18 protein-coding genes and 2 riboswitches are annotated in these 19,175 nt (G+C 70.7%); of the genes, 12 read left to right on the forward strand and 6 right to left on the reverse strand.

The annotated features are described in order from the left end of the window. The first annotated feature begins 313 nt into the window (after positions 1 to 313). The 3 genes from ACWFR4_RS21730 to ACWFR4_RS21740 all read left to right on the forward strand — a co-directional run bounded on the left by ACWFR4_RS21730 (position 314) and on the right by ACWFR4_RS21740 (position 3,111). A complete protein-coding gene (locus ACWFR4_RS21730; protein WP_362904523.1) occupies positions 314 to 817 on the forward strand; it encodes an ATP-binding protein in 504 nt (167 codons plus the stop codon). A 330-nt stretch (positions 818 to 1,147) separates the two neighbouring features. Further along, on the forward strand, positions 1,148 to 1,924 hold the full coding sequence (locus ACWFR4_RS21735) for a polysaccharide deacetylase family protein (protein ID WP_453462118.1): 777 nt from the start codon (positions 1,148 to 1,150) through the stop codon (positions 1,922 to 1,924). Further along, the gene (locus tag ACWFR4_RS21740; RefSeq protein WP_453462120.1) at positions 1,921 to 3,111 is read left to right on the forward strand and encodes a YVTN family beta-propeller repeat protein; all 1,191 of its coding nucleotides are present in this window, start codon (positions 1,921 to 1,923) and stop codon (positions 3,109 to 3,111) included. The genes ACWFR4_RS21735 and ACWFR4_RS21740 overlap by 4 nt, the downstream gene beginning before the upstream one ends. A 10-nt stretch (positions 3,112 to 3,121) precedes the next feature. Here ACWFR4_RS21740 and ACWFR4_RS21745 read toward each other — a convergent pair whose 3' ends face one another. Beyond that, the gene (locus ACWFR4_RS21745) at positions 3,122 to 3,766 is read right to left on the reverse strand and encodes a GNAT family N-acetyltransferase (protein ID WP_453462123.1); all 645 of its coding nucleotides are present in this window, start codon (positions 3,764 to 3,766) and stop codon (positions 3,122 to 3,124) included. A gap of 57 nt (positions 3,767 to 3,823) precedes the next feature. Between ACWFR4_RS21745 and ACWFR4_RS21750 the strand changes: the two genes are divergently transcribed. The 5 genes from ACWFR4_RS21750 to ACWFR4_RS21770 all read left to right on the forward strand — a co-directional run bounded on the left by ACWFR4_RS21750 (position 3,824) and on the right by ACWFR4_RS21770 (position 9,782). Then, entirely contained in the window at positions 3,824 to 4,741 is a 918-nt protein-coding gene (locus tag ACWFR4_RS21750) for a helix-turn-helix domain-containing protein (protein WP_453654057.1), read from the forward strand. Positions 4,742 to 4,782: 41 nt separating this feature from the next. Beyond that, on the forward strand, positions 4,783 to 4,998 hold the full coding sequence (locus ACWFR4_RS21755; RefSeq protein WP_127831077.1) for an EF-hand domain-containing protein: 216 nt from the start codon (positions 4,783 to 4,785) through the stop codon (positions 4,996 to 4,998). Positions 4,999 to 5,058: 60 nt separating this feature from the next. Continuing rightward, on the forward strand, positions 5,059 to 6,084 hold the full coding sequence (locus tag ACWFR4_RS21760) for a hypothetical protein (RefSeq protein ID WP_453462129.1): 1,026 nt from the start codon (positions 5,059 to 5,061) through the stop codon (positions 6,082 to 6,084). A 134-nt stretch (positions 6,085 to 6,218) separates the two neighbouring features. After that, positions 6,219 to 8,927: a M4 family metallopeptidase gene (locus ACWFR4_RS21765; protein WP_453654059.1), complete on the forward strand. Its 2,709-nt coding sequence runs from the start codon at positions 6,219 to 6,221 to the stop codon at positions 8,925 to 8,927. A 195-nt stretch (positions 8,928 to 9,122) separates the two neighbouring features. Then, positions 9,123 to 9,782: an NADPH-dependent F420 reductase gene (locus tag ACWFR4_RS21770; RefSeq protein WP_453465456.1), complete on the forward strand. Its 660-nt coding sequence runs from the start codon at positions 9,123 to 9,125 to the stop codon at positions 9,780 to 9,782. Between the two features lie 21 nt (positions 9,783 to 9,803). On the opposite strand, the gene ACWFR4_RS21775 is transcribed toward ACWFR4_RS21770, so the two are convergent. Next, positions 9,804 to 10,355, reverse strand: coding sequence for a glycoside hydrolase family 25 protein (locus ACWFR4_RS21775; RefSeq protein ID WP_266559857.1), 552 nt, complete (start codon positions 10,353 to 10,355; stop codon positions 9,804 to 9,806). Between the two features lie 233 nt (positions 10,356 to 10,588). On the opposite strand from ACWFR4_RS21775, the gene ACWFR4_RS21780 reads away from it, so the two are divergent. Further along, a complete protein-coding gene (locus tag ACWFR4_RS21780; RefSeq protein WP_453654061.1) occupies positions 10,589 to 11,590 on the forward strand; it encodes a L,D-transpeptidase in 1,002 nt (333 codons plus the stop codon). 29 nt (positions 11,591 to 11,619) lie between these two features. Here the strand turns inward: ACWFR4_RS21780 and ACWFR4_RS21785 are convergent, their stop codons facing one another. From ACWFR4_RS21785 to gcvT, 4 genes are all read right to left on the reverse strand, one after another. Next, positions 11,620 to 13,005: an L-serine ammonia-lyase gene (locus ACWFR4_RS21785; protein ID WP_453465452.1), complete on the reverse strand. Its 1,386-nt coding sequence runs from the start codon at positions 13,003 to 13,005 to the stop codon at positions 11,620 to 11,622. A gap of 152 nt (positions 13,006 to 13,157) precedes the next feature. Next, positions 13,158 to 14,432, reverse strand: coding sequence for a serine hydroxymethyltransferase (gene glyA, locus ACWFR4_RS21790; protein WP_453465450.1), 1,275 nt, complete (start codon positions 14,430 to 14,432; stop codon positions 13,158 to 13,160). Positions 14,433 to 14,445: 13 nt separating this feature from the next. Beyond that, positions 14,446 to 14,829 carry a glycine cleavage system protein GcvH gene (gcvH, locus tag ACWFR4_RS21795; protein WP_453465448.1) on the reverse strand — a complete coding sequence of 128 codons (384 nt, stop codon included), beginning with the start codon at positions 14,827 to 14,829 and terminating at the stop codon, positions 14,446 to 14,448. Positions 14,830 to 14,921: 92 nt separating this feature from the next. After that, positions 14,922 to 16,061: a glycine cleavage system aminomethyltransferase GcvT gene (gcvT, locus tag ACWFR4_RS21800; RefSeq protein ID WP_453465446.1), complete on the reverse strand. Its 1,140-nt coding sequence runs from the start codon at positions 16,059 to 16,061 to the stop codon at positions 14,922 to 14,924. 47 nt (positions 16,062 to 16,108) lie between these two features. Then, positions 16,109 to 16,220: riboswitch (glycine riboswitch) on the reverse strand. Further along, a riboswitch (glycine riboswitch) is annotated at positions 16,221 to 16,324 on the reverse strand. A gap of 197 nt (positions 16,325 to 16,521) precedes the next feature. Here gcvT and ACWFR4_RS21805 point away from each other — a divergent pair. From ACWFR4_RS21805 to ACWFR4_RS21815, 3 genes are all read left to right on the forward strand, one after another. Next, entirely contained in the window at positions 16,522 to 17,139 is a 618-nt protein-coding gene (locus ACWFR4_RS21805; RefSeq protein WP_453654199.1) for an AAA family ATPase, read from the forward strand. Positions 17,140 to 17,245: 106 nt separating this feature from the next. Next, positions 17,246 to 18,013: an enhanced serine sensitivity protein SseB gene (locus ACWFR4_RS21810; protein WP_453465444.1), complete on the forward strand. Its 768-nt coding sequence runs from the start codon at positions 17,246 to 17,248 to the stop codon at positions 18,011 to 18,013. Between the two features lie 169 nt (positions 18,014 to 18,182). Next, the gene (locus tag ACWFR4_RS21815; protein ID WP_453465442.1) at positions 18,183 to 18,983 is read left to right on the forward strand and encodes an enhanced serine sensitivity protein SseB C-terminal domain-containing protein; all 801 of its coding nucleotides are present in this window, start codon (positions 18,183 to 18,185) and stop codon (positions 18,981 to 18,983) included. Positions 18,984 to 19,175 lie beyond the last annotated feature (192 nt).

Consider the following 19,175-nt stretch of genomic DNA (forward strand, 5'->3'; position numbering starts at 1 on the left):
CGGCACGCGAGCTTGCGGACCGCGCGAGGAGCCCGTATCAACTTCCCCTGATCCGCTTGCAGTTGACGGGATGTCTCACCGCTGTCCCTCGTTGGGGCGGTTTATCGCAGCCTTAAGAGAACCTTAAGGCCGTTCGGGTCGCCGAGGTCGGTGATCGGGTCGAATCGCGCGATCGTCGCAGCTCAGCAGGTACGCGGCAAGGGTCTAACTGCCAGCGTCATATGCCAAACCAGCCCCCCGGAACGGAAGGTTCCGGGGGGCTTATTCGGCAGGAACGGCCCCGGAGCATGCTCTGGGCAGCCATGATGGGGGCATGGCGGGGCTGGAGGGTATCGAACAGCCGCGGAGGCACGGGAGTGCGACCGCGGCGCGCTGGTCGCCTGCGGTCGAGGACGAACGGGCTCTGAAAGCACTGGAGTTGTTCGGGAATCCGGCCGAGGCGGAGGTGCCGCTGCCGTCGCGGCCCGAGTCGGCGGCGACCGCGCGCAGGCTCGCCCAGGTGGTCGTCCTGCGGCACTGGGGGCTCTCCCCGAAGGTGACCGAGGATGTCGTACTGCTCGTCTCCGAGCTCGTCGGCAACGCGGTGCGGCACACGGGGGCCAGGATCTTCGGGTTACGGATGGTCCGCAGGCGTGGCTGGATCAGGGTCGAGGTGCGGGATCCCTCGCGCGGCCTCCCCTGTCTGATGCCCGTCCATGAGCTCGACATCAGCGGGCGCGGACTCTGTCTGGTCGACAAGCTCTCCGACCGTTGGGGCGTGGATCTGCTGCCGCGCGGCAAGACCACCTGGTTCGAGATGCGGGTCGCCGACCGCTGAGTGCGGGACCCGGCGGCAGCGGAGGTGTCGGGGGCGCTCGGGGGTACACGAAAGCCCCCGTTTTCGCCTTGTGGGGCGCCGCGGGGGCTTTCGTGGAGCGCCGTGGATGGTGGGGGTGTTATCCACGGCCGCTGTCGACGACCGAGCCCGGGTCAATGGGGGTCGTGCTTCCGACTATGACAGACCCCGGCCCGTGAGATCAAATGAATCCTCGGTGACATGGGCCACGAGCCTGGCAAATGAAGATTTATTAATGACCCCGTCCAGTATTTGTTAAGACCCTCGGGTCGGTAAGTCCCTTTTGTGCCATATTGGCCTTTAATGTGACGGGTGACCACGACCGACCGCCGCGGGGCCCTCCGCTTCGGCGCCGGACTCACCGCCGCCGCCCTCACCACCGGCTGCTCCACCACGGCCCGCGACCCGGTGGCCGCCGGGCACTCCGCGAGCCCGGCCCACCCCGCGCGCGCCGCCCCGGCGGCCCCGGGCCCCCGCCGCTTCCCCGGGCAGCCCGCCCAGATCGACCACGGCCCCCGCAACCGCCCCCGCGTCGCCCTCACCTTTCACGGCCAGGGCGACCCGGCCATCGCGTACGCGCTCCTCAAGGAGGCCGAGCGTGCGCACGCCAGGGTGACCGTCCTGGCCGTGGGAACCTGGCTCGACGAGCACCCCGCCGTGGCCCGGCGCATCCTCGACGGCGGCCACGACCTGGGCAACCACACCCTCAACCACCGTGACATCAACGCGATGTCCGAGGCCGAGGCACGCGCGGAGATCACCGGCTGCGCCGACCGCATCCGCCGGCTCACCGGCTCCATCGGCACCTGGTTCCGGCCCTCGCGCACCCAGCGGGCGACCCCGCTCGTCGAGAGCCTGGCCGCCGCCGTCGGTTACCCGCACGTCCTGTCGTACGACGTCGACTCCCTCGACTTCACCTCGCCGGGCGCCGCCGAGGTGACCCGCAAGGTCACCTCGGAGATCCGCGAAGGCTCGGTGGTGAGCCTGCACTTCGGATACGCGGACACGGTCGCCGCGCTGCCCGCCCTTCTGGAAGACCTCGACCGCCGCGGCCTGGCCGCGGTGACCACCACGGAGCTGTTGACATGACACCGCGCCGCACCCGCACCACCGCAGTACTGATCGCCGCCGCCACCGTCCTCGCGGCCCTCGCGGGCTGCAGCGGCGAGCCCAAGGCGCACCGGGCCACCGAGGCGCTCGGTACACACGGCGTGAAGGTCGAGCCGAAGCCGAAGCCGGTCGAACAGGGCCTGCCCGGCATGCCGCCCGTCCTCGACCCCAAGGACCTCTACGCCGCCGACCGCCCGAACAAGCTGTCGCCGGTCGTCAAGGACTTCCCGTCCCGCGTCTACGTGCCCAACACCGAGTCCGACACCGTCTCCGTCATCGACCCCAAGACGTACAAGGTCATCGAGACGATCGACGTCGGCAACCAGCCGCAGCACGTCGTGCCGTCCTGGGACATGAAGACGCTGTGGGTCAACAACGACAAGGGCAACACGCTCACGCCCATCGACCCGAAGACCGGCAAGGCCGGCAAGACGGTGGACGTGCACGACCCGTACAACCTCTACTTCACGCCCGACGGCAAGTACTCCATCGTGATGGCCTCGCTCGACCGTGAACTCGTCTTCCGCGACGCGCACACCATGAAGCAGGTCAAGACCGTGCCCGTCAGCTGCTACGGCGTCAACCACGCCGACTTCTCGGCCGACGGCCGGTACTTCATCGTCTCCTGCGAGTTCAGCGGCGAACTCCTCAAGGTCGACACCGCGAAGATGAAGGTCGTCGGCCAGGAGCGGCTGCCGTTCGCGGGTGCGATGCCGCAGGACGTCAAGATCTCCCCGGACGGCAAGACGTTCTACATCGCCGACATGGTGGCCAACGGCATGTGGGTCCTGGACGGCAAGAAGTTCACCACCCCCAAGCTCCTGCCCACCGGCAAGGGCGCCCACGGGCTCTACGTCAGCCGGGACTCCCGCGAGATGTACATCTCCAACCGCGGCGAGGGCACCATCTCCATCTTCGACTTCGCGAAGAACAAGCTGACCAAGAAGTGGACGCTGCCCGGCGGCGGCAGCCCCGACATGGGCGGCGTCTCCTCCGACGGCAAGATCCTCTGGCTGTCCGGCCGTTACGACTCCGAGGTGTACGCCATCGACACGCGTACGGGGAAGCAGATCGCCCGCATCCCCGTCGGGGACGGCCCGCACGGCCTGGCCGTGTACCCGCAGCCCGGCCGCTACTCGCTCGGCCACACCGGCATCTTCCGCTAGGGCCTCTCCGCTACCGGGGCGCGGTGAACAGCGCCTCCGCGCCGACGGGACGGTAACCGGCCGCCTGGAACGCCCGCACACTGCGGGCGTTCCCGGGGGACTGCTGGGACCACACCGGCCCGCCGTCCGGGACCAGATGCCGGGCGGACACCGCGAGGAGGCGGCCGAGGCCCCGGTGGCGCGCCTCCTCGTCGACCTCGATCGCCGTCTCCCAGCGGCCCGCGACGCCGCGCCCGAGGACCAGCACCCCGCCGTCCGCCGCCCACATCCGCACGTCGTCGCGGCGCAGCCGCGCCCGCACCACCCGCGGATGGTCCGGGTCCGCGATCTCTCTCAGGGCCACCGGCGGTCCGCCCGGCAGTGCCGGAGCCACCGTGAGCAGGTCCGTCGTGTCATGACGGCGCCCGGTCCGCTCCATGAGCGCGCCGAGGAACCGCGGATTCATCGTCGCGGCCAGCGGATCGCAGTCCAGGCCGCGCAACGTCTCGTGCACCCACCCCGGGTCCTCGTCCGTGAACACCACCGAGTGGGCGGTGAAGGACAGCACGCCCGCGTCCCGGTGATCCGCCTGCGGCACCACCGTCGTGCCCCCGTCCGGCGGGGGGAAGACCCCTCGCGCCGCGGCGTCCAGAATGTTCCGCACAGTGCCCGGCATGGCGTTCCCCTCGGCTCGCTTGAGTCTCCACCCACTGGAAGGCCCAGACTCCTCAACATGATCGACGACGGCTCGCGGCTGCTCACCATCGGGCAGCTGTCCCGGCGCACCGGCCTGTCGGTGCGCACCATCCGCTACTGGTCCGACGTGGGCGCCCTGCCGCCCGTCGGACGCAGCTCGGGCGGCTACCGCCTGTACGACGCGCGGTCCCTCGCCCGGCTCGAACTCATCCGCACCCTGCGGGAGTTGGGCCTTGGCCTGGACGACGTACGCAGCGTGGTGGACGGGGAGTCGGACATCGCGTCCGTGGCCGCCGCGCACGTGGCGGCACTGGATGCGCAGATCCGCTCGCTGCGGCTGAACCGGGCCGTCCTTTCGACCGTCGCGAAGAGGAACTCGAGCGCAGAGGAGATGGCCCTGATGAACAAGCTGGCGCGGCTGAGCGCCGCCGAGCGCAAGCACATCATCGACGACTTCATGGAGCAGACCTTCGGCGGCCTGGACGCCGCCGACCCGGACATCCGCACCCGGATGCGGGTCATGGTTCCCGACCTGCCGGAGGACCCGACGACCGAGCAGGTCGATGCGTGGGTGGAGCTGGCCGAGCTGATGCAGGACCCGGACTTCCGGGCGCACATGCGCAGCATGATCGAGTTCAACGCCGCCGACCGGGGGCCCGACGTGCCGCCGGGCAGCTCGCTGTGGTTCATGAGCCGCCTGGTGCAGCTCGCCGGGGAGGCACGGGAGCGCGGCGTCGCGCCCGAGTCGCCCGAGGCGGAGGAGGTGCTGCGGGGGCTGCTCGGCGCCGGCGCCGACCTGGCCGCCGTACTGGAGCGCATGGAGGCCGCGGCCAACGACGACGTGGCCCGCTTCCGTGACCTGGTGTCCCTGGTGCGGGGCCTGGAGACGCTGCCCCGGCACAACGAGGAGTTCGCGTGGGTGGTCGCCGCACTGCGCGCTCGTACAGCCGGTTAATCTGACCTCCGTCAGTGTTACAGCAAGAAGGGGTGGACCCGGTGGCGGACATCGAGGAAGCACGCAAGGCGTTCCAGCGGTTCGACGCGGACGGCGACGGCTTCATCACGGCGGCCGAGTACAAGAGCGCGATGGCTCAGATGGGCGACTTCAACGTCACCGAGTCGGTCGCCGAGGCGCTCATCGCCCGGCAGGACGCCAACGGGGACAAGGTCCTCTCGTTCGACGAGTTCTGGGCGAACCTGAACAAGGCCTGAGCGCTGAGACCCCAGCCACGTCCGCGAGGCCCGGCGCCCGAGGTGCCGGGCCTCGCTGACGTGTCGCTGCTCACCCTCCTCGGACTCGGCCCCGAGGAGGACGCCGTCTACCGGCTTCTCGTGGACCGGCCCGACAGCGACCCGGCCGCACTGGCCGGCCCGGGGGCCGCGCCGGACGACATCGTCCGCGCCCTCGGTCTCCTCGTGGAACGGGGACTCGCCAGCGCCGAACACCGCGACGGCACCGTCCGCTACCGCGCCGCCCCACCCGTCCTCGCCCTCGGGCCGCTCCTCGAATCCCGCCGTGCCGCGCTGCACCGGGTCGAGTCGCTCGTCGGCGACCTGGCGGAACGGCACCGCTCCGCCCAGTCGTACGTGCCGGTGGAGGTGCTCTCCGGCACGGTCGCGATCCGGCGCAGGCTCCTCGCCATGCAGCGCCAGGCGCGCCACGAGGTGTGCTCCTTCGTGCCGGCGATGCCGGTACCCCAGGTGCTCACTTTCCAGGACAACCTCGAAGAGGCCGAGCGCGAGGCGATGGATCGCGGCGTCACCCTGCGCGCCGTCGTGGAGCGGGGCTGCCTCGAACAGCCGGACACCGCGCGCACCCTGGCCGACGTCGTCGCGCACGGCCAGCAGATCTCCGTCGTCGAGGACCTGCCGATCAAGATGGTTCTCGTGGATCGAAGGGCTGCCCTGCTGCCGCTCGACCCCGAGCGTGACGAGGTCGAACCCGTCGCTCTCGTCGTGCACCGCAGCGGCCTGCTCACCGGCCTGCAGTCGCTCTTCGAACAGCACTTCGCCAAGGGCCGGCGGCTGGGCGCGCACGGCGCCGAGGGGCCGGGTGACGGCGGCGGACGTGAACTCGACGCCACCGACCGGCAGATCGTCGGGCTGCTGCACACCGGCCTCACCGACGCGGCCATCGCCCGCCAGCTCGGCATGGGCCACCGCACCGTGCAGCGGCGGCTGCACGCCCTCATGGACGAGGTCGGCGCCGTGACCCGCTTCCAGCTCGGCTGGCACGCGGCGCGCGCGGGCTGGCTCGACGAGGAGAACGCCAACTCCGTCCCACCGCAAGCCTCCTGAGGCGCATTTGCGCCACGGCACGTTCACGCCAGCACCATCCCCTGTTCGCGGCACCCGCCATACCGAAGCATCGACCCCGTCAACCGCGTGGGGCGCAGGCGCCCCACTTACAGGTGTGTGATGGGGAGGGCTCTGTGAGACGAACGAGGATCCGGCGGATGCTGGCGACCGGTGTGGTCGTCGCCGCCACGGGATCGGCGCTGCTGGCCGCGCCGGCGTGGGCGGACGACGACACCACCGCGCCCCCGGCCACCACGGCGGCGGACCCGGTGCCGGTCGCCCCCGCGATGACACAGGGCCTGGACGACGCGGTGCGCGGGGGCACGCCCGCCGAGGCCGCCCGCGCCCATCTGAAGGCCCACAGGGGTACGTACAAGGTTCCGGTCTCCGATCTGAAGACGCTCGGGACCACCAAGTCCGGCAAACAGTCCTCCGTCCGCTTCCGCCAGCAGCACGACGGCGTACCGGTGTTCGGCGCCGAGTACGCGGTGCAGAGCGAGGCGGCCGACGGCGGCCGGCGCGTCACCTCCGCGACCGGCACGCTCTACACCCACCTCACGGTCTCCACCACGCCGACGGTGTCGCAGGCGGCCGCCGAGCGGCGGATGTTCACGCTCGACGGTGACCTGTCCCGCGTCGAGGGCGCGAAGACCGCCCAGCACGGTCTGACGGTCCTGCCCGACGCCGCCGGCGGCAAGCTGGCCTGGCACTTCACCGTCACCGGCGCCCGGTCCGACGGCAGCCCCGTGCGCCAGGAGGTGTACGTCGACGCGCGCGTGGGCGGCATCGCGCTCTCGTACAACAACATCGACGCCGCCGACGCGTCGCCCGCGGAAGGGACGGGCATACGCGTCGACGGCAGCGAGGCGAAGCTCGACATCAACAAGGAGGCCGACGGCTCGTACACGCTCGTCGACTCGACGCGCGCCATGTACGCGCGGACCGGCGGGCAGATCCGCACCTACGACGCGCAGCGCAAGAGCTACACGGACGTCGCGGGAGGCCCCGTCACGGACGACATCCCGCTGGTGAAGTCCGCCGGTGACCGCTTCGACGGTGCCAACACGTCGTCGGGCGCGGTCGACGCCCACCTCAACGCCGCCAAGGTCTACGAGTACTACAAGGACAAGCTCGGCCGTGACGGCATCGACGGCAAGGGCGGCAGCGTCTACTCCGTCGTCAACGTCGCCTCCAACGGCAAGGACTACGCCAACGCGTTCTGGGACGGCGACAAGATGGTCTACGGCCACATGGGCGGCGTGCCGCTCTCCGTGGGTCTCGACGTCGTCGGACACGAGATGACGCACGGCGTCACCGAACACTCCGCCGGGCTCGTCTACCTCAACCAGTCGGGTGCCCTCAACGAGGCGATATCCGACTACTTCGGCAACGCCATGGAGACCGCCGACAAGGGCGTCGCGATGAGCGACCCGACGTCCGGCCTCATCGGCGAGTACCTCTGCAACGGCACCAAGCCGCTCGACGAGTGCGCCCTGCGCGACCTCAACGACGGGCGCAACGCGCAGAGCGACTACGACCCCATGACGCTCGACTTCGACAACGGCGGTGTGCACTCCAACTCCACCATCGTCGGTGGCGCGCTGTGGGACATGCGCAAGAGCCTCGGTGCCGACCTCGCCGACCGGATCACCTACCGGGCGGCCCAGAACTACCTCACCCCGCTCTCGGGCTTCACCGACATGCGCAACGCGGTCACCCTCGCTGCGAAGTCCCTGAAGGTCTCCAGGGGCGACCTCGCCGTCATCGCCAAGGCCTTCGACGACCACGGCATCGAGCAGGGCTGGGAGCAGAAGGCCGGCACCCACGACGGCACCACCATCGGCGCCGACGTCCTGCCCGCCTACGAGGTCTACGCCGGCATCGACGAGCAGGCCGCACAGATCAGCGGCGACGTCTACGCCATCGGCCATGGCGACGCGATCGCCTGGGGCGAGGGCGGCGCCGACTTCGGCATCACGGTGGGCCGCTTCGGCAAGCATCACCAGCACGAGCTGGCGCAGCGGGACGCCTACCTGATGGACCCGTCCCTCGACGACGAGCGCGTCGTCTTCACCCGGATCTCCGCCGACGGCATCGGCATCTACCAGTCCGGTGACAAGGGCCAGGGCGCGATCAGGAAGCTGGTCGACACCCCCGACGCCGACGAGACCGAGCCGGTCACCGAGAACGGCGCGCTCGCCTACATCCGCACCACCGCCGACGGCGAGCAGGACGTCATGCTCCGCAAGGCCGACGGCACCACGGTCAACGTGACGCCCGAGGCCGGCACCAAGGCGGGCCGACTGGCGATGAAGCACGGGCAGATCGCGTGGGCCGGCGGCGCCGACCACACCTACGTACGCCTCTACGACATCGCCACCGGCACCACCCAGAGCAAGCGGATCGGCGGCTTCATCTTCAACTCCATCGGTGATGTCCAGCTCACCGCGGACCGCATCTTCTGGCGGGAGAACAGCAGCCTGTTCGGAAGCACCGGCTTCCAGTCCGCGCCCGTCGACGACCTGACCAAGGCGGCGAAGCTGCGCCTGCCGACGGGCACCTACTTCGCCCAGTTCTCCGTCACCGACGACTACTTCGCGTACTCCACGTACGACGCCTGGAGCGGCCTCGGTGGCTGGAGCGGCCCGGAGAAGGTGAAGGTCCTGGCCGCCGGCACGGCCGACGTGGTCGCGGGGACCGGCGCCTTCAGCCGGGTCTCCTGCTCCTCCGGCGCCCAGCTGGCCCCGTCCCTCGGTGACGGCCGGCGCGCCGTGTGGCTGGACACGAGCGCCGCGGCGACCGATGTCGTGACCCGGGAGACGTTCGCGGGCACCTGCGAGTAGCCCGGCCCGACCGTCCTCGCGGGGGCGCCCACCGGAAGTCCCGGTGGGCGCCCCCTATTTCCTAGCGCGCCACCACCGCCCGGTTCGGCAGGTGCGCCCCCGTTCGTGTGGCACCCGCGCGAGACCGGCATAGCCCGGCCGGCCCGGAGGTACGTGACCACGCGCGTACCGCACGCTCCTCCAGAAGGGCTCCACATGAAGATCGGCATCATCGGCGCCGGCAACATCGGCGGCAATCTCACCCGCCGTTTCACCGCGGCCGGCCACGACGTGTCCGTGGCCAACTCGCGCGGCCCCGAGACCCTGCGCGACCTCGCCGGGGAGACGGGTGCCACGCCGGTGACCGTCGCCGAGGCGGCCCGCGGCGCCGACGTCGTCGTGGTCACCGTCCCCATGAAGGCCGTCCCGGGTCTGCCCGGTGACCTTCTCGACGACGCGCCGGAAGGCGTCACCGTCATCGACACCGGCAACTACTACCCGCAGCAGCGCGACGGCCGGATCGCCGCCATCGAGGAGGGCATGCCCGAGAGTCGCTGGACCGAGCTCCAGCTCGGCCACCCGGTCGTCAAGGTCTTCAACGGCACCTACGCCCACGAACTCCTCGACAAGCCGCGCCCCAAGGGCGACCCCGAGCGCATCGCCCTGCCCGTCGCCGGCGACGACGACGCGGCCAAGACGGTCGTACGCGACCTGCTCGACGGGATCGGCTTCGACTCCGTGGACACGGGCGGCCTCGACGAGTCCTGGCGCCAGCAGCCCGGCACCCCCGTCTACGGCCTCGCGGCGGACGCGGACACCGTCCGCAAGGCCCTCGCGGAGGCGTCCCCGGAACGCACGGCGGAGTGGCGCGCCTGAGTCACCCGGTGCGAGGGCGCGTCACGGGGTGGCCCAGTCCCGCAGCGCGCCCTTGCTGGTGAACTGGGCGACGTCCTTGTCGAGCGGACTGTCCGTGTACTGATGGAACTTCCAGGCCGCCTTGATGCGCGGTTTGCCGGCCGTCGTGTAGTCGGCGATCCAGAGCCCGTCACCGGCGTAGGACGTCGTGTCGACGGTCAGCCAGAAGTTGCGGTTCGTGTAGAGCAGCACCCGGTGATGGGGGCGCAGGCGCTTCACCTCGCGGATGAAGCGGTCCTTCTCCGCGTTGCTCGCGCGGGTGCCCTCCCCGGTCGTCTCCCAGTCCACGGCGAGCAAGTCCCCCGCCTTCTCCGGGGCCTTGCTCACGAAGTACTCGGCCTGGGCCGTGAGGTTGCCCGGCCACAGGAAGTGGTAGAAGCCGACGACGCAGCCGCCGTCGCGGGCCAGTTTCGTCTGCGCCGTGAGCCGCGGATTGACGTACGAACGCCCCTCCGTCGCCTTGATGAAGACGAACGACTGACCCTCCGTGTCGAAGGTGGACTGGTACGAGCTGACGTCGATACCGCGCAGCATGCTGGCCTCCCGGTCGGTGGGGCGACGAGGTCGAACATCCATCGTCCCCGATCCGGTCCCGTCGGGGTACCTCTTTCCGCACGTTGATCCGCTGGACGGTGCGGCGCCGCACCAGGACGTTTCGATGGCCGCAGTCTTGGAACACGCTTTACACGGCTTCGTGCAACTGCCGGAGCCGTGTCGATGTCTGACAGGGAGTTGGGCCCGTTGGGGGGCATGGGGTGACTCGGAGAGTGGGGCAGGTCGTGGGACGGCGCAAGGGCGGAATAGGGATCGCGCTCGTGACGGTCGCGGTGCTGGTGGGCGCGAGCGCCTGCGGCGGCGGCAGTGGCGACAAGAAAGCGGGCGGGGACGACGGGAAGGCGGCGGGGAAGCCGGGCGCGAGCGCCTCGCCCACACCGGCGAAGCCCAAGGGTCCGCCGATGCTCCTGGAGACGATCACTCCGCTGAACGACGCCAAGGTCGGTGTGGCGATGCCGATTTCGGTGGTCTTCACCAATCCGGTGGCCGCCAAGGCGCGCGCCTCCGTCGAGAAGCACCTGAAGGTCAGCACCTCGCAGCCGGTGGCCGGTGCCTGGCACTGGTTCGGCGACAAGCGCGCGGACTGGCGCCCGAAGACGTACTGGCCCTCCGGTACGAAGGTGAAGATCGACGCCGACATGAAGGGCGTCAGCAACGGCAACGGCCGCTACGGCGTGCACGGTTACACGCACACCTTCACGGTGGGCGACGACGTCCGGGCCGACGTCTCCGTCACCGGTCACACCATGAAGGTCAGCAAGAACGGCCAGGCCGTGCGCACGCTGTCGATCAACGCGGGCAGCGCCGAGTACCCGACCTGGAACGGCACGATGGCCGTCATCGACAAGCAGGAGAAGGTCCACATGACCTCCTGCAGCGTCGGCATCAGCTGCAACAAGGGCAGCGCCAACTACTACGACCTGACGCTGCCCTGGGACGTCCACCTCACCCAGTCCGGCACGTACGTCCACTACTCGACCGGTGACCCGAACCCGGGCAGCGGCTCCGCCCGTGGCTCGCACGGCTGCGTCCACCTGTCGCTGGCCGACGCCAAGTGGTTCTACGGTCAGGTCAAGCAGGGCGACCCCGTCACGATCACGGGCTCGCCGCGCGCCAAGGCTCCGGCCGACAACGGCTACGCGGCCTTCAACCTGAGCTGGGACCAGTGGCTCGCGGGGAGCGGGGCGGGGGAGGGCGCGACGGCGACCCTGTGACCGCCGCCGCCCTCAGCGCCTGCTGATCATCAGCACTCGATGATGTTCACCGCGAGCCCGCCGCGGGCCGTCTCCTTGTACTTGACGGACATGTCGGCGCCGGTCTCCTTCATGGTCTTGATGACCTTGTCGAGGGAGACCTTGTGGCTGCCGTCGCCGCGCATGGCCATGCGGGCCGCGGTGACGGCCTTCACGGCGGCCATGCCGTTGCGCTCGATGCAGGGGATCTGGACGAGGCCACCGACGGGGTCGCAGGTCAGGCCGAGGTTGTGCTCCATGCCGATCTCGGCGGCGTTCTCGACCTGCTCGGGGGTTCCGCCGAGGACCTCGGCGAGGGCACCCGCGGCCATCGAGCAGGCGGAGCCGACCTCGCCCTGGCAGCCGACCTCGGCGCCGGAGATGGAGGCGTTCTCCTTGAAGAGCATGCCGATGGCGCCCGCGGAGAGCATGAAGCGGACGACGCCTTCCTCATCGGCGCCGGGCACGAAGTTGATGTAGTAGTGCAGGACCGCGGGGATGATGCCCGCGGCGCCGTTGGTGGGCGCGGTCACGACGCGGCCGCCCGCGGCGTTCTCCTCGTTGACGGCCATCGCGTAGAGGGTGATCCACTCCATGGCGCGGGCCATCGGGTCGCCCTCGGCGCGCAGCTGGCGGGCCGAGTTCGCGGCGCGGCGGCGGACCTTGAGGCCGCCGGGCAGGATGCCCTCGCGGGACATGCCGCGCGAGACGCAGGCCTGCATGACGCGCCAGATGTCGAGGAGGCCGGAGCGGATCTCGTCCTCGGTGCGCCAGGCCTTCTCGTTCTCCAGCATCAGCGCGGAGATGGACAGGCCGGTCTCCTGGGCGAGGCGGAGCAGGTCGTCGCCGGTGCGGAAGGGGTACTTGAGGACCGTGTCGTCGGGCACGATCGGGTTCTCGCCGGCCGCCCCCTCCTGCGCGAGCACGGACTCGTCGACGACGAAGCCGCCGCCCACCGAGTAGTACGTCTTCTCCAGGACGAGCGCGCCCTCGTGGTCGTAGGCGAAGATCGTCATGCCGTTGGCGTGGTACGGCAGTGCCTTGCGGCGGTGCAGGACCAGATCGTCGTCGAAGCTGAACGGGATCTCGTGGACGCCGAGCAGGCTGATCTTCCCGGAGGTCTTGATCGCCTCTACGCGGTCGTCGGCCTTCTCCACGTCGACCGTGCGGGGGGAGTCGCCCTCCAGACCCAGCAGGACCGCCTTGGGGGTGCCGTGGCCGTGTCCGGTGGCGCCGAGGGAGCCGTAGAGCTCCGCCCGTATCGAGGCGGTGTGGGCGAGCAGGCCCTCGTTCTTCAGGCGGCGAGCGAACATGCGGGCCGCCCGCATCGGGCCGACCGTGTGGGAGCTGGACGGGCCGATGCCGATCGAGAACAGGTCGAAGACCGAGATGGCCACGGGGGAACTCCTAGGTGGGGTTTCGGCGGACGCCGTTGTCCGCCGGGTGGTGCGCAAGCTGATACGGAGGGCGGTGCATGGGGCGGGGCACCGCTCTCACTGTCCAGTGTGCGCGGTGCCCCGAAATTTCATACGTACAAATGCGTACGAAACTACTTCAGGCCGGGGTACAGGGGGTACTTGCCGGCGAGGGCGGTGACGCGGGCCTTGAGGGACGCCGCGTCAGTGCCCCCGAAGGGAGCGGGCGCCTTCAGCGCTTCGGCGATGATGTCGGCGACCTCGGTGAAGTCCTCGGCCTGGAAGCCGCGGGTGGCCAGCGCCGGGGTGCCGATCCGCAGGCCCGAGGTGACCATCGGCGGGCGCGGGTCGTTCGGGACCGCATTGCGGTTGACGGTGATGCCGACCTCGTGGAGACGGTCCTCGGCCTGCTGACCGTCGAGCTCGGACTCGCGCAGGTCGACCAGGACCAGGTGCACATCCGTGCCGCCGGACAGCACGTTCACGCCCGCGGCGCGCGCGTCGTCCGAGGTCAGACGGGCGGCGAGGATCTGGGCGCCCTCGATGGTGCGCTGCTGGCGCTCCTTGAAGTCCTCGCTCGCGGCGACCTTGAAGGAGACGGCCTTGGCGGCGATCACGTGCTCCAGGGGGCCGCCCTGGAAGCCGGGGAAGACGGAGGAGTTCAGCTTCTTCGCGAAGTCCTTCTTCGCGAGGATGATCCCGCCGCGCGGCCCGCCGAGGGTCTTGTGCGTGGTGGAGGTGACCACGTCGGCGTACTCGACCGGGTTGGGGTGCAGCCCGGCCGCGACGAGGCCGGCGAAGTGGGCCATGTCGACCCACAGGAAGGCGCCGGTCTCGTCCGCGATGCGGCGGAACGCGGCGAAGTCCAGCTGACGCGGGTAGGCGGACCAGCCCGCGATGATGACCTTGGGGCGGTGCTCCTTGGCGAGGCGCTCGACCTCGGCCATGTCCACCAGGCCGGCCTCGTCGACGTGGTAGGCCACGACGTCGAACTGCTTGCCGGAGAAGTTCAGGCGCATGCCGTGGGTGAGGTGGCCGCCGTGGGCGAGGTCCAGGCCCAGGATGGTGTCGCCGGGCTTGGCGAGCGCGAAGAGGGCGGCCTGGTTGGCGGAGGCGCCGGAGTGGGGCTGGACGTTGGCGTACTCGGCGCCGAAGAGGTCCTTGACCCGGTCGATGGCGATCTGCTCGGTGACGTCGACGTGCTCGCAGCCGCCGTAGTAGCGCCGGCCGGGGTAGCCCTCGGCGTACTTGTTGGTCAGGACCGAGCCCTGCGCCTCCATGACCGCGACCGGAGCGAAGTTCTCCGACGCGATCATCTCGAGGGTGGACTGCTGACGGTGCAGCTCGGCGTCGACCGCGGCGGCGACGTCCGGGTCGAGCTCGTGCAGGGGGGTGTTCATGAGCGACATGGTCGTGGTGTCCCTAGTTGCCGGAGCCGGAGAACGCGTCGTACTCGTCCGCGGAGAGCAGGTCCTTCGGCTCATCCGAGATGCGGACCTTGAACAGCCAGCCGCCCTCGAACGGGGCGGAGTTCACCAGCGCCGGGTCCTCCACGACGTCCTGGTTCGCCTCGACGACCTCGCCGGTGACCGGGGAGTACAGGTCGCTGACGGACTTGGTCGACTCGAGTTCGCCGCAGGTCTCGCCCGCGGTCACCGTGTCACCGACCTCGGGGAGCTGGGCGTAGACGACATCGCCGAGCGCGTTGGCCGCGAACTCGGTGATGCCGACCGTCGAGACGCCGTCCTCGGCGCCCGACAGCCACTCGTGCTCCTTGCTGTAGCGCAGCTGCTGGGGGTTGCTCATGATCTGAATTCTCCTGTACGCGAATGGGTGCTGCGGAACGAGAGGGGTGTGCGCTGGGTTACTTCCGGCGGCCCCCGTGAGGACTGGTCGGGCTACTTCTGGCGCTTGTAGAACGGCAGCGCCACGACCTCGTACGGCTCGTGGGCGCCACGGATGTCCACGCCGACGCCCTCGGTGCCGGGGGCGGCGTGCGCCGCGTCCACGTAGGCGATGGCGATCGGCTTGCCGAGCGTGGGGGAGGGGGCGCCCGAGGTGACCTCGCCGATCACCTGGCCGCCGACGACCACGGACATCCCGGCGCGCGGCACGCGGCGGCCCTCGGCGATCAGGCCGACGAGCTTGCGCGGCGGGGCGGTCTCGGCGCGCTCGGCGGCGGCCTCGAGCGCCTCGCGGCCCACGAAGCGGCCCTCGTTGCCCGTCTTCTCGAACTTCACGACGCGGCCGAGACCGGCGTCGAACGGCGTCAGCGCCGTCGTCAGCTCGTGCCCGTACAGCGGCATGCCGGCCTCCAGGCGGAGCGTGTCGCGGCAGGAGAGACCGGCGGGGACGAGCCCGACCGGCGCGCCCGCGTCGGTCAGCGCCTGCCACAGCTTCTCGGCGTGCTCCGGGGCGACGAACAGCTCGAAGCCGTCCTCGCCGGTGTAGCCGGTGCGGGCGATGAGGGCCGGGACGCCGGCGACGGTGCCGGGCAGACCCGCGTAGTACTTGAGGCCGTCCAGGTCGGCGTCCGTGAGGGACTTCAGGATGCCGGGGGACTCGGGGCCCTGGACGGCGATCAGCGCGTAGGCGTCGCGGTCGTCGCGGACCTCGGCGTCGAAGCCCTCGGCGCGCTCGGTGAGCGCGTCGAGGACGATCTGCGCGTTGCCCGCGTTGGCGACGACCAGGTACTGAGGAAGACCGGCCTCCTGCTCGCCCAGGCGGTAGACGATCAGGTCGTCGACGATCCCACCGTCCTCCCGGCAGATCATCGTGTAGCGGGCGCGGCCGGGGCCGATCGTGGACATGTTGCCGACGAGGGCGTAGTCGAGGAGGTCGACGGCCTGCGGCCCGGTGACGGTGATCTCGCCCATGTGCGACAGGTCGAAGAGGCCCGCCTTGGTGCGGACCGCGATGTGCTCGTCGCGCTCGCTGCCGTACCGAAGCGGCATGTCCCAGCCCGCGAAGTCGGTCATCGTCGCGCCCAGCGAGCGGTGCAGGGCGTCGAGGGCGGTCTTACGGGGGGTGTTGCTCATGAGTGGTGCTCCAGGATCCCAGGCATGACAGACGAGGGCGATGGTCTTCCTCCCCATCTGTCATCGGAACCTGAGAGGTTCGCCGGCGCCACACGTACAGGTGGTCGCGGCTTGCACCTTGGGTGGAGCGGCCGAGGGCCGCCCGCTTTTCAGATATGCCTCGCCCGCGCGGTACGGGGCCTGAGAGATTCAAGGGAGGAACTTGCTCCTTCGGCGCTCCCTGGGACACGTAGGCGTCCGGGGAGCTCTCCCGCGCGGATTCAAGCGGCCGGTATGCAGTTGGTTGTGCTCTTGGCGCGCACATCATTGCATGCCGACCGTACGGGGAAACCACTTGTACGGCATTACCGTCTCTTTACACTTGACGGGCAAGGGTGGCGTGACCGGAACGGGGAGGACGATCACGGTGCACAAGGCAGCGGCGGGCGCGTACGTGGCGGCAGGGGTCGGACAGCGTGCGATGCCCCGCCCGAGGTCGGTGACGGGGCGCGGTCCGGTCGTCAGGGACCTGCGCGGCAGAGGCGGCCGCACGCCGAGGCGCCTCGGCTTCGCGCGGGGTGACCTGATCGTGGTCTCGGGGCTCCCGGGCAGCGGCAAGTCCACGCTGATGCGTCGCGCGGTCGGCGCCGGGGGAGCCGTGCGCATCGACTCGCAGGACGCCCGTGACCGCTGGGCGGCCCGGCTGCCCCGGCTCCTCCCGTACGGCGTGTACCGCCCGCTCGTGCGGCTCGCGCACTTCGCCGGGCTGCGGCGGGCCCTGCGCTCGGGAGGCAGCGTCGTCCTGCACGACTGCGGCACGCAGGCCTGGGTGCGGCGCTGGCTGGCCAGGGAGGCCGGGCGGCGCGGCGCGGACCTGCATCTGATGCTGCTCGACGTCGACGCGGACACGGCGCTGGCGGGCCAGCGGGACCGTGGTCGCGGGGTCTCGCGCTACGCGTTCGCCCGGCACCGCCGCGCGGTCACGGGTCTCGTGGAGTCGGCCGAGCGCGGTGACCTGCCGTGGGGCTGCGCGTCCGCGGTGCTGCTCGACCGGGACGCGACGGATGTGCTGAACGGGATCGCGTTCGAGGGCGGCTGACGTCCCGCGACCGCCTGTGAGTGTGCCGATACGGAGGGTGTCGTGTCACCCGTACGCGCTAGGGTTCGGCCGCAGACAGAGCGGTTCCAGAGCGGGTGGTAGGCACATGGACATTCCGGCGCAGGCACATGCACATCCGTACGGCGGGTGGCCGGCCAACGAGCTGGAGGAGGTGCTCGCCGCCTCCCTCGGGGTCGACTCGGCGGGCGGCCGGATCGTCGAGGTCCTCGGACGCAGTCAGGTGTGGATACCGCTGCCCCAGGGCGGCGGGCCCGGCAGCCCGAACCTCGACCTGCCGACGCTGGAGATCGAGGGCCAGGCCTATGTGCCCGTCTTCAGCTCGGAGGAGCAGTTCCTCGCGGTCGTCGGCGACCGGATGGGCTGCACGGTCGCGCCGGCCGTCGAGTTCGCGCGCGGGCTGCCCCCGCAGGTCGGCATCGCGGTGAACCCCGACGGCGCCGTCGGCGTCCCGCTGCCCCCGCCCGCCGTCGCCGAGCTGTGCAGGTCCGGCCGTACGCCGCTGGACGGGCCCGCCTCGGGCGGCCGGGTCAGCCTCTACGAGCCCGACTGGCAGAACGACCCGGTCGACTTCCTGGCCGCCGTGCGCGAGGAGTTCGAGGCGTCCGGCGTCGTCCTCACCGCCCGCCGCTGCCTCGCCAGCGTCGAGGGCGGCGACCCCGTCCTCTTCGTCGGTGTCGAGCTGTCGCAGTGGGAGGGCCCCGCGCGCAACCTGCCCATGGACGCCCTGGGCCGCGCTCTGGGCCGGGTCCAGGCGCCCTGGCCGGTGAACCTCGTCCTGCTCGACATCACCCAGGACCCGGTCGGTGACTGGATGCGCGCCACGCTGCGGCCGTTCTACACGCAGGGTCACTGAAAGCCCGGCGCCGGTCCCCGTTCGGGAGGACACGGGAAAGCGGTCGACCGCGCGTACGTCAAGTCGGTGTCAGGATCGCCGCTTAAGCTGGTTTCATGACCTGTCTGGGCGGTCCCGCCGCGGGGAGCGGGTCGAAATCGTCGGGTACGTCGCGAAGGGGCGGTTACGGGTGAGTGCGTCGGGCACGGCCGCGGCCGGTCAGGTCGAGCACATGCTGCGCCAGGTGACGCCGGGGCGTTACGACGCCTACGAGGCGCTGCTCAACGCGCTCGCGGACCCCGGCGCCGGCCAGGTGTGGATGCTGCTCTGGCACGGCCAGGCCGGATCCCCCGACGCGCAGTACGGGAACATGGACGTCGACGGCACCGCGTACGCCCCCTGCGTCACCTCGGCCCAGGAGTTGTCCGCCTCCGGCTGGAGCCGTGCGTACGAGGTCGTCAGCGGGGTCGACGCGGCCCGCACGCTCTACCCCGACCACTACGGCCTCTGGCTCAACCCGCACGCGCCCGGCGGCGGCGTCGGCATCCCGTGGCTCGACCTGCGCCGGATCGCGGGCGGCCTCGACCGCCAGCCCGCCGGGCCCCTGCGGCTGAGCGACCCCGCCATCGAAATCCCCCAGTTCTACGCCCTGCTGACGCAGAACGCGCACCGCACCACCGCGATCCGCTCGCTGCGCCGCGCCTGGGTCCAGCCGACGCTCGGCGCGCCCTATCTGGCGATCGGCCTCGATGTGTACGACACGTCGCCGGTGTCCGTGGACGCGGTGCGCGCGATGATGCAGCAGTCGGTCGTCGCCGTGCCCGACGGGCTGCCCGTCTCCACGGTCGCGATGTCCGACGAGCACGACCCCGTCGCCATGTGGCTGCGCGCCAACGCCCGCCCGTTCTACGACCGCGAGGCCCACGCGGCCCCGCCCGCGCCCGCCCCCGTCGCGGGGTACGGGTATCCGCCGCCGCACGGGACGTACTGAACTGTTCGGTCTTCAAGTGACATTACGGAACGGTTGGTTGAACGTAATTGAACCGCCCTGCCAAAGTTCACGTGAGGACCAGGTGAGGGTGCTCAAGTAATGGCCTGACCAGGTGTCGAGCGCACTGGTGGAGACTCGCAACTCGAGATCATCGCTGTATAGTCACATCGATTCGGTGGCCGGCGGGGGCGG

This window comes from Streptomyces sp. NPDC055140 (genome assembly GCF_053607285.1).

Bases quoted from the DNA above. Each gene is read 5' to 3' on its own strand.
- ACWFR4_RS21730 (WP_362904523.1), top strand. From the start codon at position 314: ATGGCGGGGCTGGAGGGTATCGAACAGCCGCGGAGGCACGGGAGTGCG.
- ACWFR4_RS21740 (WP_453462120.1), top strand. From the start codon at position 1,921: ATGACACCGCGCCGCACCCGCACCACCGCAGTACTGATCGCCGCCGCC.
- ACWFR4_RS21745 (WP_453462123.1), bottom strand. From the start codon at position 3,766: ATGCCGGGCACTGTGCGGAACATTCTGGACGCCGCGGCGCGAGGGGTC.
- ACWFR4_RS21750 (WP_453654057.1), top strand. From the start codon at position 3,824: ATGATCGACGACGGCTCGCGGCTGCTCACCATCGGGCAGCTGTCCCGG.
- ACWFR4_RS21770 (WP_453465456.1), top strand. From the start codon at position 9,123: ATGAAGATCGGCATCATCGGCGCCGGCAACATCGGCGGCAATCTCACC.
- ACWFR4_RS21775 (WP_266559857.1), bottom strand. From the start codon at position 10,355: ATGCTGCGCGGTATCGACGTCAGCTCGTACCAGTCCACCTTCGACACG.
- glyA (WP_453465450.1), bottom strand. From the start codon at position 14,432: ATGTCGCTCATGAACACCCCCCTGCACGAGCTCGACCCGGACGTCGCC.
- gcvH (WP_453465448.1), bottom strand. From the start codon at position 14,829: ATGAGCAACCCCCAGCAGCTGCGCTACAGCAAGGAGCACGAGTGGCTG.
- gcvT (WP_453465446.1), bottom strand. From the start codon at position 16,061: ATGAGCAACACCCCCCGTAAGACCGCCCTCGACGCCCTGCACCGCTCG.
- ACWFR4_RS21805 (WP_453654199.1), top strand. From the start codon at position 16,522: ATGCCCCGCCCGAGGTCGGTGACGGGGCGCGGTCCGGTCGTCAGGGAC.
- ACWFR4_RS21810 (WP_453465444.1), top strand. From the start codon at position 17,246: ATGGACATTCCGGCGCAGGCACATGCACATCCGTACGGCGGGTGGCCG.